Annotated in this window: 10 protein-coding genes and 1 pseudogene; 3 read left to right on the forward strand and 8 right to left on the reverse strand. The window is 32.9% G+C overall.

Going from position 1 to position 13,436, the window contains the following annotated elements:
• Positions 1-123: 123 nt before the first annotated feature.
• The 3 genes from PGOND44_RS03475 to pyrE form a co-directional block, all read right to left on the reverse strand.
• Entirely contained in the window at positions 124-4,101 is a 3,978-nt protein-coding gene (locus PGOND44_RS03475; RefSeq protein WP_003436723.1) for a PAS domain S-box protein, read from the reverse strand.
• A gap of 117 nt (positions 4,102-4,218) precedes the next feature.
• The gene (locus PGOND44_RS03480) at positions 4,219-4,611 is read right to left on the reverse strand and encodes a hypothetical protein (RefSeq protein WP_003436726.1); all 393 of its coding nucleotides are present in this window, start codon (positions 4,609-4,611) and stop codon (positions 4,219-4,221) included.
• A 3-nt stretch (positions 4,612-4,614) separates the two neighbouring features.
• On the reverse strand, positions 4,615-5,259 hold the full coding sequence (pyrE, locus tag PGOND44_RS03485) for an orotate phosphoribosyltransferase (RefSeq protein ID WP_003436729.1): 645 nt from the start codon (positions 5,257-5,259) through the stop codon (positions 4,615-4,617).
• A gap of 8 nt (positions 5,260-5,267) precedes the next feature.
• Here pyrE and PGOND44_RS03490 point away from each other — a divergent pair, with 8 nt between their 5' ends.
• Positions 5,268-5,891, forward strand: coding sequence for an NUDIX hydrolase (locus PGOND44_RS03490; RefSeq protein WP_003436740.1), 624 nt, complete (start codon positions 5,268-5,270; stop codon positions 5,889-5,891).
• On the opposite strand, the gene PGOND44_RS03495 is transcribed toward PGOND44_RS03490, so the two are convergent.
• Complete coding sequence (locus tag PGOND44_RS03495) at positions 5,859-7,625, reverse strand: M14 family metallopeptidase (protein WP_003436745.1); 1,767 nt, start codon at positions 7,623-7,625, stop codon at positions 5,859-5,861. The two genes, PGOND44_RS03490 and PGOND44_RS03495, sit on opposite strands and share 33 nt — an antisense overlap.
• A 33-nt stretch (positions 7,626-7,658) precedes the next feature.
• On the opposite strand from PGOND44_RS03495, the gene PGOND44_RS15750 reads away from it, so the two are divergent.
• Positions 7,659-7,826, forward strand: coding sequence for a hypothetical protein (locus PGOND44_RS15750; RefSeq protein ID WP_201764728.1), 168 nt, complete (start codon positions 7,659-7,661; stop codon positions 7,824-7,826).
• Between the two features lie 319 nt (positions 7,827-8,145).
• Here PGOND44_RS15750 and PGOND44_RS03500 read toward each other — a convergent pair whose 3' ends face one another.
• The gene (locus PGOND44_RS03500) at positions 8,146-8,493 is read right to left on the reverse strand and encodes a nuclear transport factor 2 family protein (protein WP_003436748.1); all 348 of its coding nucleotides are present in this window, start codon (positions 8,491-8,493) and stop codon (positions 8,146-8,148) included.
• A gap of 467 nt (positions 8,494-8,960) precedes the next feature.
• Between PGOND44_RS03500 and PGOND44_RS15205 the strand changes: the two are divergent.
• Positions 8,961-9,319: pseudogene (locus tag PGOND44_RS15205) on the forward strand (transposase); the annotation flags it as partial.
• A gap of 54 nt (positions 9,320-9,373) precedes the next feature.
• Here PGOND44_RS15205 and PGOND44_RS03505 read toward each other — a convergent pair.
• The 3 genes from PGOND44_RS03505 to PGOND44_RS03515 form a co-directional block, all read right to left on the reverse strand.
• Positions 9,374-10,186, reverse strand: coding sequence for a hypothetical protein (locus PGOND44_RS03505; protein WP_003436750.1), 813 nt, complete (start codon positions 10,184-10,186; stop codon positions 9,374-9,376).
• A 215-nt stretch (positions 10,187-10,401) separates the two neighbouring features.
• Complete coding sequence (locus PGOND44_RS03510) at positions 10,402-11,259, reverse strand: carboxypeptidase-like regulatory domain-containing protein (RefSeq protein ID WP_003436751.1); 858 nt, start codon at positions 11,257-11,259, stop codon at positions 10,402-10,404.
• Between the two features lie 134 nt (positions 11,260-11,393).
• Positions 11,394-12,593, reverse strand: a complete 1,200-nt coding sequence (locus PGOND44_RS03515) for an IS4 family transposase (protein ID WP_003436752.1) — start codon at positions 12,591-12,593, stop codon at positions 11,394-11,396.
• Positions 12,594-13,436 lie beyond the last annotated feature (843 nt).

Raw genomic sequence — 13,436 nt, forward strand, 5'->3', positions numbered from 1 at the left:
TACAAACATAAGTTTAGAAAAAACATTATCGCTAATTTTTTAGCAAAACTTTATAGGCTTTATGCTCTGTTTAAGCTTTTATGATTACTGTTCCTTGAGCCTATTATTGTAAATGTGTACGTTTTAGGAGGAGGATACAGTTAAAGTATCGAGTAAATTTTTAATTTCATCAGAAAGCCTATCACATCCCTCAGAAATGTTTGAGGCCTTGGGAAAAGTTGATTTTTCGACATTCAATGCACACTCCGATAAATTCCCAACCCCTAGATTAAGTGCAGTTCCTTTAACCTTATGAGCTAGTTGTTTTAGTCGTTTTTCATCTTTTTGAGAATGGATAGCTTTTAATTCTGCTAGATCTTCAGACAGGGTTTCAATTGCCAATTTAATCAACTCGTTATAAAACTCTTCTTTATGACCAATAGCTTCCATTAAATAGTCTTTATTAAAAGAGGTTGAATTTACCTTTTCAGAATCTTTTAAAGGGGATTTAGTAATGAGCTTCTCGGTTTTTTGTTTTTGAATCTTTGGGGAGTATTCGTAAATGATATTTTTTATAGATTCTTGAAGGATGGGTTTTGAAATATAATCGTCCATACCAGATTCTAAACATTTTTCTTTAGTTCCTTTTACCGTTCCTGCCGTTATAGCAATAATAGGCACCTGTTTACCATTTTTATCCTTTCTGATGGCTTTCGTAAGTTCGTAGCCATTCATATTTGGCATCTGTATATCTGAAAAAACAAAATCTGGTTGATGAGTCTTAAATAAATTTAAGGCAACTTGGCCATCTTCAGCTTCGTAAATCTTTACATTATAATATATATTTTTAAGATAGGATTTAATCAATTCCATATTGATTAAATTATCTTCCGCGATTAAAAATTTAAGGCGAGTCTCTTTATCAAAACTGATATCTACTTTGCTTATCTGTTTATCAATAACCTCGGGGTTATCGATTTTTCTGATAGCATTGAATAAAGATTTTCGTTTTATGGGTTTATTAATACATTGGTTAAAACCCAAAGCTTGATAATCAATACCTTCTTCTTCTGCATTGGAACTTTTCAGTAAAACGAAACGCACAGATTTTGAAGCTTTATGAGTTTTTAATTTCGAGATTATATCGGAGCTACTTACTCCCGAAACCATGTGATTTATAAATATGATTTGAGGGGAATAGTCCATCATTTTCTGAGAAGCATGGTCTAGATCTTCTGCATTTTCAGTCTGAATGTTAAATGGCTTCAGGTAATCTTCTATAGATTCAAAATGTTCATTTACATCACCAATAACAAGGACTCTATTTATGTCTTTAGGCAGAGGTAGTCTGACTTTATCCTTATTTTCTGACTTAACCGATACATCAAAATAGAATTCACTCCCTATTCCAAGCTTGCTCCTTAGTTTCAATTTGCTGTTCATCAAGCCTAAAATCTGTCCAGATATCGATAAGCCTAGACCTGTCCCGCCATATTTCTTGGTAACAGAAGCGTCTTCTTGTATAAAGGCATTAAAAATCTTTTTTTGATTTCCTTTTGCAATCCCAATGCCTGTATCTTCTACAGAGAAGGTAATACTCGTTAAGTGATTAGCATTGTTTTTGAAGTGCACCTTGAGTTTCACATAACCACTATGGGTGAATTTAATAGCATTATTTATCAAATTCATCAGGATTTGTTTAACCCTAACCCCGTCTATCCAAATATAATCTGGAACCTTATCTTCTATAACTAAAACGAATTCAAGGCCTTTTTTATGAGCATCGTACTTAGTAAGATCCACTACTTCGTTGACTAGTTTAGTTAAGCTAGTTTTTTCTGTATCCAGCTGAAGCTTTCCAGATTCAATTTTTGAAAAATCCAAAACATCGTTGATCAAGTCCAAGAGTGTATTTGCAGATTGGAACACTGTTTTCATGTATTGATGCTGTACCTCATTTAAAGGAGTTTTCATCAAAAGGTCAGAAAAACCAATAACGCCATTTAAGGGTGTTCTAATTTCATGACTCATATTGGCAACAAACTCAGATTTGGCCTGACTCGCCTTTACAGCTTCAACTTTAGACTTCTCAAGTTTTTTCTCAAAGCGTTTTTGTTCTGTAATGTCTTGTAAAGTTGAAATGACAATCCTATTTCCATTCTTATCAAAATGGATAAGGCCATTGATCATTACGGTTATTAATTCTCCAGATTTAGTTCTAAGAACTTTTTCTAAAGGGCCTATCTTTTTTAAGTCCTTCAAATTTTGAATGGCTTGGCGATCTTTTTTAACAACTTCCATTTCTTGTGTTATAGACCAGATTTTCATGCCTAGAATTTCATATTCGGCATAACCAATCATCTGTTGCATTGCTCTATTGACATCCAGAAATTTACCACTTTCGAAGTCTGTAATCACTATACCTACTGGAGACAATTCAAAAATATTTTTAAACTGTTGGACATTTTGTTTAAGGTCTTTTTCTAAAACCTTTTTATCCGTTATATCATGATGTGTTCCAAACATCCATTCTGGTTTGCCGTCTTCAGTCCATGAAATTACTCTTCCTTTATCGAGCACCCAAATCCAATGTCCTAATTTGTGCTTTAAGCGCAAATCCATTTTATAGAAATCACTTTTACCATCAAAATGCTCTTCTAAAGCTTTATTACTCTTAGTTAAATCATCTGGATGAGTAGCTTTATTCCATACATCTATAGAATTGTTAAGAGAGATTTCGTGAGGGGTATACCCAAGCATCTCTACAAACCTATTGTTAAATAGAGCTTCTCCTGTTTGCACATTCCACTCCCAAGTACCAAGATTAGTAGCGTTAATTATATTATTAAGTCTACTTCTTTCTTTCTTGAGCTTTTCTTTGGTATTTTTTACATCGGTTATATCTTGAAAAGACCCATACACTCCTACGCATACTCCGTCAATTATCTCTGGCTTTATATTGACTAAAGCCCATATAGATCTTTCTTTTGCAGTAAGTGCTTCAAACTCTCCAGTGTAAGAAGTATGGTAATGAATGCAATCTTGGACTCTTTCGGCCATGCGTTCAGCACTTTCTCCGCTTTTAAAGAAGGAGAGAGCTCCTTCTAGGTCTGGCTGTTCATGACTTTCAATTTCAGCGATTTCTTTAAGGTAAGGGGTCCAGAATAACTTTTCTTTCTTGACATCATAATGCCAACCTCCAATTCGTGCTAAGCTTTCTGCTTCGCTAAATAAAGTATTGATCAGTCTTAATTCTTTCTCTGCATTTTTTCGGTCTGTAACCTCTCGTATAACGCATAAAACCTCTGTTTCTGAGTTCTTACGCTGCACAACGGTCACATTCATATTGAACCATTTTAGAGAATTATTGGCAAATAAATTATATTCAACAGGAATGCTTGAATTGTATTGTTTGCTGGTCTCAACCGCTAGTTTTAATCGACTCACCAGTTGGTGATCAAGGTCAATATCATCTATTCTTTTACCAATAAACGTTTGTTTATTTAGTAAAAGATTATCTTCCTTGCCGTAAAACTCTAAAAATTTTAGCTCAGCATCCAGAAGGAAAACCATATCCCCCGTATTGTTTAAAAGGGTTTGAAAACGGTATTTCCCGTCAGAAATACTTTCATTCAGTTTTATTAATTCGACCTGTTTTTTGTGGGAGATTATTTTATCCATAACCTCTTGAGATAATTTCTCAAGAATGTCTTTTTGAGCTTCAGTGAGCTCTTTCGGCTTTGAGTCAAATACACTTAATGTACCAAGTGCATACCCATTATGATCTAAAATAGCCTTACCTGCGTAAAATTTTACATCAGGATTATTTAATATAGTAGCTTTATTTTTTGGGTCTTTATTTTTGGAAACATCAGGGATGATGTTTAAAACCTCAGGATTTTTGATGGTAATATCACAAAATGAATTATGTCTTGAAATATCTTTGGCTTCAAAATTGAAGTTAGCTTTAATCCAAAGTCTATCTTTTTCAATAAAAGCGATGTGAGCGAAGGAACAGTCACAAACCTTAGCAGCTATTTCTACTAGCCTATCAAAGCTTTTGTCCTTTACAGAATCTAGTATATTATAACTGTAAAGTGCCTCTAGTCTTTCTTTCTCCATAAAGAATATGATTACAGCTTAAATTTAGGTCAATATTTTAATTATAGCTAGTATTTATTTAATAATAAATGTACAGATTAATAGCTCAAGGCTCTATAATAAGTAACATTTTAAAGTTTAAATGTCTTTAAGATTTTCGCTTAAGGTGGTAATGAATTTTTTGATAGGATTTTTAATCATCATAGCCATCATGCTATTGAACTCACCTTCAAAAATAAGTTGAACTGAAGATTCTCTTTCGTTTACTTCTTCAATTTCTCCCCTTAAGGTGAAAGGGAGTTTATCACTTGCAGCAGTCAAAAGCACCAGGTGATTTGGCTCTGTCTTCTCTAGTTTTAATTTTATGGTGGGCATTCCTTTAAGTTGAAAAAGGAAGCTATCGGTTGAAAGCATTTCAAATTTTTCAATACTTTCAGGCATTAATTTTTTAAAGTTTTCTACATTTTTCAAAAATTCAAAAGTCTCTTTCTGACTTTTAGCAATACTTACTTTTTCGCTTTCTAGATGCATGGTTTATAGGTTCCAATTGGCGGGATCTTTTCGCCAGGTTTTTAATAATTCAAGTTCTTCTTTATTTAGATAATTGGTTTTGTAAGCTTCTTCAAGTAGGATATCATAATTACCAAGCGTGTAAACGTCGATACGTTCTTCTTTAAATCTGGCTTCTGCTTCATCAAACCCATAAGAAAAGATAGCCATCATCCCTTTAATATGGGCTTGACCTTCCTCTTTTAAAGCTTTTATAGCGTTCAAACTACTTTTGCCTGTGCTAATGAGATCTTCAATAACCACCACATTGGCATGCGGATCCAATTTACCTTCAATTTGATTTTTTCTACCGTGTTTTTTGGGCTCAGGCCTTACATATACAAATGGTAAGCCTAGATAATTCGCTATAATAGCACCAATTCCTATGGCACCAGTCGCAACACCCGCAATGACATCGGGTTTGCCGAAAATGGTTTCTATGGGCTTTGCCAATTCAGAAACGATAAAATTTCTGATAGGAGGATAGGATAGAATAATTCGATTATCGCAATATATAGGCGATTTCAAACCACTTGCCCAAATAAAAGGTTCTTGTGGGTTTAATTTTATTGCGTTAATTTGCAGCAATAGTTCTGCGGTCTTATGTGCTGTGCTTTCATTTAAAATCATGTTTACAAATGTATAAAGTTTTCGTGAATGACGTGCCAATAATATTATCTACTCAAGAAAATACAGGTTCACACTATATTAATATAAACATTAAAAAGGCTAAAATCAAAAAGCTTATCCATAAGGTTGAAACTGGAGAACTCCACTATATCAACCTTTACCATAAGAAAGAGCATAAGCTTTTAAAGCATCTTAAGAAGAAATTGAAAGTAATTGTTGCTGGAGGTGGTTTGGTCTATAATTCTAAAAAAGAAATTTTATTTATTTATCGCAATAAAAAGTGGGATTTGCCTAAGGGAAAGGCCGAAAAGGGTGAGAATATCGAGGAAACTGCTATCCGGGAAGTCGAAGAAGAAACTCAAGTACAAGGCTTGGAGATTGTTAGATTTTTGCAAACCACCTATCATATCATCAATCGTAAGGGAAAATATAAGTTGAAAGAGACTCATTGGTATGAGATGAAAACCGACTTCGAGGGGGAACTTATACCTGAAGCTTCCGAGGGCATCAAAAAAGCTAAGTGGAAAAATTTTGAAAAATCCCAAAAAGCTCTTTTAAAATCTTATGCCAACATCAAATTGTTATTCCCGAAAGAATACTTACTTCAGCACCCTAACGATAGGATAAGTTAAATGCGCTTTTTCATAATATTTTGAATGTTTGTGGATCCAATCCAATTGTTGATACCAATTGTTTGCAAATTCGGAATCTGTATTTTGCTTATTTTCAAACTCAGCTTGGAGCTTGGGGTTGTTTTCCAAAATTTCAACAGCTAAATCTTCAAACACATAAGGCGAAAAGCCTTCTTTTTGTTGCAAGATAATATCAAAGAAATTCCAATTGAAAAACGAATCTACAGCCGCCGGTTCTAAAGTTTCAATGATATAGCGTATCCCTGGTTGATTGGTTTTTACCAAAACATCGCCTTGTTGATACGTTTTGTCAATACTTTCAGCTTCTACTTTAGTCTCAGAATGTAGATAATGGCCTTCATAGGCAGAAGTACGTGTCTTATAATCTATAATCCTATATTTTTCAACGCTTACTATGGTATCCTCCGCAAAACGCTCATAGCTTATGTTGTTCCATTTCAAAAGCTCTATCACTTTACTCCACTGTTTGGGGATAATATAGGCTTCAGGAATTAAAATGGAATCACTTTGCTTAAAATAATTATAATAAGTCACTTCTCTTTCAAAAGGTTGATCTCTTCTGAATTTGATTCTAGGCAGCTTAGTGACTTCACTGGTTGAGCTTTCAACTTCGTAACCTAAAAAATTGTATGTGCTGGTTTTTGAAGAATCTACTTCAAAGTTAATGGGGTATACTTGAGCATTAGCAAATGCTTTAAAATTTTCATCTCTGGCCAATTGTATACTTTCTTTTTGTTGATGAGACACATTCACAAGCGTTTTAAGCATCTCCAAAGTCCCTTCCACTCTTTGCTTATAAGGTTTTAGCATGTGAGTTTCGATCATTAGACCTAAGGTGTTCCATAAAGTGGTGTAGCCAGTAGAATACCTTGGACTATCGTTGAATTGCGAAAATCCTCTTTCTGGACTTGTATTGGATACGTTGACATAGGGCGTAATATCCCAATCCTCAGCTTTAAGACCAGCCTCGACCTTTGGAATAAATTCATTTTCGAGATGTCGCCCAAGAGCACCTCCCAACTTGTTGTGTTGAGTGAAAAGATGAGTTAATGTATACTGGTAATCTGCACCATTACTCACGTGTGTATCGACAAAAACATCAGGATTCACTTGATGGAAAATACTGTAGAAAGCTTTACTGTTTTTGGTATCCGACTTTATAAAGTCCCGGTTCAAATCGTAGTTTTTAGCATTACCACGAAACCCGTGGGCTTTAGGGCCATTTTGATTGGTCCTTGAATTGGAATTTCTATTGAGGGCGCCTCCTACATTGTAAATGGGAATGGTATAAATTTCTATAGTGGTTGGCAAGGTGGACACATTATTTGAAAACTCCTTAAATAGGAGCATAGTTGCATCAATACCGTCAGACTCACCAGGGTGAATGCCATTATTAATCAAGACCTTCAAAGGATTTTCTTGGACATCTTTTGGCTTGAAACTTACCAAGTGAAGCGGCTCGCCACTGTCGGTTTCATAAATGGACTCTATACTTACCCGATCATCTTTCCCTGCTAAAGATTCGTAAAAGTCTATTACTTCTTGGTAAGTGGAGGTGGAGTCGCCACCAGACCTTTCATAAGCAAGGCTAAAATTCGATTCGGTTGCTTCAGAATTGACCGGCTTGGAATCGCTACAGCTGAAAATGAGTAGAACGACACTCAATAAGAGACCATATTTGAACATTAGTATGTCTTTAGAATAAACTTTCATTTATATAATTATTTTTAGGTTAAAAATACACACTTGAGACCTCTTACCATCATCATATTTTTATATTCAGGAATAATTTTTTCACAAACTCAAAAAGATACAACTTCTCTAAAGGAAGTTAAATTGAAGACTTCGGTTGAAACGGAGGGGGATTACGAGCAAGATGCAAATGTGTCTTTGCTTAATCAAGAAGAGTTATGACAGTCCAACCAAACGACAATCACTTCAATTCTTAATAAAATTCCTGAGGTTTACATGCAACAAGGAGGGATCAATACCACCAAAATTAACATTCGGGGTATAGGAGTAAAAACACGTTGGTATTATCGTTGGCTATGAAGTCGAAGGTTTCTGGGTTGCCTAAATAAATAGAAAAAATCAATTAAAAAAGCTCAAAGAATCAGTTTTATGAATCCATGATCCTAGACTACTAGTGTTCCAAATTAAAGTAGAAAAGATTTGTTTTTTACTTCAGTTTTTTAGTACCTGGTGGCTTTATTCAGATTTCAGCTTATTGCATTTAATGCAAACTTATAACTTTAGCCATTTTCCAATCCCCATTATCATTATGCCACATTGTAATAAATTTACTTGGTATTGATTCAGTATTAGGTTCTTGGTTATTATAAAATTTATGATATCCTATTTGTACTGCACCATAATTATTAATTGGATAAACTTCAAGACTTCCATCTATTAGTTCTCTAGTAACTTTCCCGCAAATATTCCGTTTCGTTCCTTCAATAATTTCTTTTTTGGAGGTCATTAAACCTCCTTTATCGTGAAAAAACTCAATATTATCAGAGTAAATCAAAGCCTGTTTTTCCAAATCACAGTTGTTATATGCGTCAAAGAACACTTTATCCATTGCTTTTATTTCTTCAAATATTTTTTTGTCAATAGGAGTATATTCTCTTTCCTGAGTTGATTTTTTTTTCAGGTCCTGTTTTACACGAAATAAATGATATGATTAGAAATAGAATGGCTAACAATTTAATTGAATTTTTCATATTTGTTTATTATTAATTCTAGAGGCTGTTTTGTGCTTGCAGGTAATGTTTGGTATATAGTTTATTGCGTGTTTAAGCAACTAATTTAGTAAACAAATCACAGATAGAAAATCCCAGCAGTTTCGACACTTCTGGATTCGTAAGCAAGCTAAAGCTAGAAATAAATTATATACTTCTAAAGTTTGATTTCTAATAAAATACTTAAAGAATAACCTTCAAATACATATTATAGTACCATTATATAGCTAATCAAAGGCCTTCAACGGCTAATTAATCAACTTGCATTAGAAGAACGACAGGTTTGCAAAAAAAAACCTTTGGTTTCACTGTTGGTTTTGATCGGTTCACAAGTGCAGCAGAATTATGTAGTTACGCAGATCTAACACCAGTCATTAGGCAAAGTGTTAGCAGTGTAAAAAGACGACCTCGAATAAGTAAAATAGACAATCAAAAACTTCGTAATTTATTATTTATGTGCAGTTTTAATGCTTGTAAACCTGCCTGCCAGCAGGCAGGTACAACAAGGCTTGTAGAGATCTTTACGAGCGGATAGTAGCAAAAGGAAAGAGTAAGAAATTAGCATTAGTTATGGTATGTAATAAGCTCTTAAAACAAGCCTTTGCAATTTCAAAGTCAGGGTTGATATATAATAAAGAATATAAGAGTACTCTAGTTAAAAATTAATGAGATTTTTACTTGTTTTTCGCCACAGTACCTTGTTGGCATTTCGTTGTTTTTTTAATGATTATTTTCTTTTTCTATTTGATTTTTTTTATCTCTTATCAAAATTATAAAAACTACAGAAAAAAAGAAACTCGATATTAGAGGTGCAAAAGAATTATTATTTAAATTATTAAAATCGAATTCAACAATATTTGAAATTAATGTAACAGCACTTAAAATCAAAGCTGTATATAATAAGTACTTTTTCATTCGTAATAATTTATGTTCTTTTTTTAAAACTTCTTCTTGTAATCTTTCTTTGCTTAAATATCCTGCCTGCCAATTTTCCTCTTTATAACTGAATGAAACTTTTGAATGTTTACTTGTTTTTATTTGAGTAATATATTCTGGTAAATCAAATTCCATTTCCTGTAGTTTTGAATGAACCATATCAACTATTTCTTCGGCTAATTGTGCCTTTTCGCTCTGCTTATAATTCAGTTCGTCATTTTGTATCGAAATCTGTGCGTAAACATTTGTGTTTGGATATTTTTTTTCAAATTCCTTTTCTGCGTAAGCTAATAATGTTTTTATTTTAAAATATCTACTCGCATCTTCAGTTAAAACCTGGGTATGTTCGAGTCCAATTAATTCATTTTTGTATTCGATTATGAAGTCAGGACTTGGTGGTTTTGGTTTATCCGTTATCCGAATGTTAGTGTCAATTTTATGAACAAATTTTCCAATTTGGCAAATTTCTAAAACCTCCTTTTTTTCAAGCTCATACTTTTCCAAAATAGGATAGATAATCTTACCTAAATCTTCGTTTTCTTTTTTAAAACTTTCTATTATCCTCTTAATTTCTCCTTTATTTATTTGTATTTTCATTGGTTTTTTTTAGCTGGCGCACAACGGTCTTGGTTAAGGCAAGTAGCGTGGAGTAGGGACGCGTTCTTTTCGGCTTTGTTGTTTGTTACTTGGTGTCTAAAATAATACTTTTTACTCAAATGCCCGCTATTTGCGCTTAACCGATGTTGGTGGCTGGTTTTTAGTTGTTAGCTTATTTGTTAATTCAATTATTAACATTTTTTCCAAATATTATACTAATAACGGTCAACTTCTAAATAAAAACTTAAATTTCTATTAGCAGATTTCCATTGAGACATTCCTTTTTCTCTGTAATACTGTGTATCTAATGGATTTATACTACCTGGGATTGAAAAAAACTTACTTTGGGTAGTTTTCTTTTTACTTTCCAACCACTGAATAGTAACGGCAAAACTTCCTAACTCTTCTTTTAAATAAATATCATAACGTCTTAAATCAACTTTAAACCAATCTGATTGAATATTTTCCACATCAAAAATAATATTTTTATCGTTTAATAATTCAAGAGGTTCATTATTTTCTATTCGGTATACATTCAATCTAAACTTTATTGAATTATATTCATTCTGTCCTATATAAAAATTTAAACTGTTAACACGATAATCTCCTTTTAAGTTAAATCTCATACCAACTTCTTTCCCTAATCTGTCATCTTGTTTTTCTCCCGCTATATAGAAATTGTACCACATAGTTCCAGTTCCTTTGTGGTTTCTTCCTAATATTTTCCTTTTTGGCTTTTTACTAGATAAAACAACTTCTGATAATTGGTCAATATGTGGTGTCATTTCAATCTTAACCTTACTATTTGAAAAAGATGAAATCTTTATCAATTTTGATTCATAACCAATAAATGAAAATTGCAAACTATCATTCGGTTTTACATTTTTATTTAAACGAAGATTAAAATATCCATCTTTATTAGAAACAGTGCCAATATTAGTTTTTGGTATTCCAATATTGACATAAGGTAGCTCTAATTTGGTTTCGGCATCAATTATTTTTCCTTGGATGCTGTTTTGTGCATAGTTAAATGCACTTATAAGAATAAATGAGATTAAAAATGTTTTCTTCATTCTAAATAATTTGTTGTATTAATATTAAAAATCATTAATGTCCGGTAAAAACTAATTTCCAGGATTTACCATTTGTATTTATTTGATAATCAGTCATATGAGTTTCTGGATCTCATAATTTTGAAAATAAGGTATCAAAAAAAGGATAATTGTTCACTTTCAGTTTTCGTTATAATCCAATCTTTTTCTGGGTTTTCTAAAAAACTCATCAGGTTTATATAGTTAAAAAGATGAATCTTACAAAAGCTGACAAGGTTTGAAAATGACCAGCTCCTTTTTAGTTTCTTCTTTATCACAGTGATCAATAAGTTGACTATCAATACACAGTATATCTGTATTTTAATAGCGTTTTCATTATCCCCTAAAAAATATTTCAAAGGGAAGTTCTGTTTTAACTGTTTGAACAAGGTCTCTATCTGCCACCTTATTTTATAGAGGGCAGCAATCAAATCGGCCCTGAGCTCGAATAGATTTGTTAGGAATTCAAATTCCCGTTTGTTTTTCCTATCATAAAACCTCACCTTCCTCAACTTAAGTGTTCTATCACTATCCTTTCCCTTTACCACAACCTCTATAATATCATCCTGTAGGACCCCGCTGTGTATAAAATCTTCCACTGCTAGTGCCTCAATTTCTTTGTAATCTGCATTATTCTTTATTCTGGTCACAAACACTGTCCCGTGATCTGTAAAATTCTCAAAAGCCTTATAATCATTGTACCCTTTGTCAAATACATAAATGCTATTATCATCACATTTGAGCTTTTCCAGGAAATTATGATCGTGTGTTGCCGCAGGGCTGAACCATACTAGGTTGGGCACTGTTTCATCCGCATTTATAACAGAATGTACTTTGATCCCACCTTTCCTTTTGCCATCTTTTGGGGTTCTCCCTACACATTTTAAAATGTCCTTGAAAAGGCTAATTGTGCTGCTATCCACAATTTTCACCTGTTTATCTAAAACTTCTTTAATCCGGCTGTCCGATAAAACCTTACCATATTGCTCCAACATTCTATGATATATATTTTCAAAAAATTCGACCTTTCTGGTTTTATTTGCATCAGAAAGAGTGCTCCTTTTTGGAATATGGTTTAGTTTAAAATGTGCTGTCTTACCAGAGAGACCAAGCATTGCTCCAGAAACCTCCCTTAATGAATTACACTTGGCAAAGGAACAGAACAACATACTTATCAAGTGGTCCCTGGTCATAAACTTCTTTACATATCGGTCAGAATCACACTTCTTGACCTCTTCTTTTATTGTTTTATCATCAATTAAAGAAATCAGCTGTCCGAAAACAGATTTACCCGAAAAATAATTACTTTTAGCCATCGTATTTATTGTTTTGCAACTCCAAATTACGATTTCTAAGGAGAAGTCATTCGTGGCTTCTCTTTTTTTTACCGGACACTACTGATTAAAAATATATTTTATAACTGTTTGAATACAGGCATAATGTTAAACTTGCCACCAACGTAAGGATAATTCAACAAGTTGTGTTATACTTATTTTATTGATGGTATAAACTTAGTGATTTTTTTATGGTCTTAAAAGTATTAACATTAAAAGCATGCTTTAATAAACGGTGAAATCTGGAGGGTTATTAACACAAATCTTAAATCACAATAGTAAAGTACATTCTATTATAAATGCTCAAAGAATAGCCACCAAACACCTATTAAAATTCTGTTTTATGGCTACTATAATAGGAAAATCATTAGTTGATTAATGGTTTCAAATTGCTCTACAATCACCTTGGATTAGGAGATTAACAGGTTTGCAAAAAAAAACCTTTGGTTTCACTGTTGGTTTAACCGTAGGTTATCAAGTTTAAATTTCCCATTTTACCTAGATAGGTAGAAGAAATTATAACAAAATGCAATCTCCCCAAAAAGGACATCCTTTAGATAACCAACTGAATAAAAAGGTATGCAAAGCACTCTAAAAACTACCTTATCCTCTTGTAAGGTTCTTGCCAACTCATCGAATTACCCGTTATTTAAAAATACCGGATCAGTCAACAAATCATATAGCGTTGGGCTATCGGCACGCCATATGCTTAGTTATTGTGCCACGTTTTTTTTAACAATTATAGATTTGATTTCAATTACTAATAAATTAAAAAAATTCCATTCACAAAAATCTGAAATGATTTTCATAAATAGAATTTTAAGA

Source organism: Psychroflexus gondwanensis ACAM 44, assembly GCF_000355905.1.
Lineage (GTDB): Bacteria > Bacteroidota > Bacteroidia > Flavobacteriales > Flavobacteriaceae > Psychroflexus > Psychroflexus gondwanensis.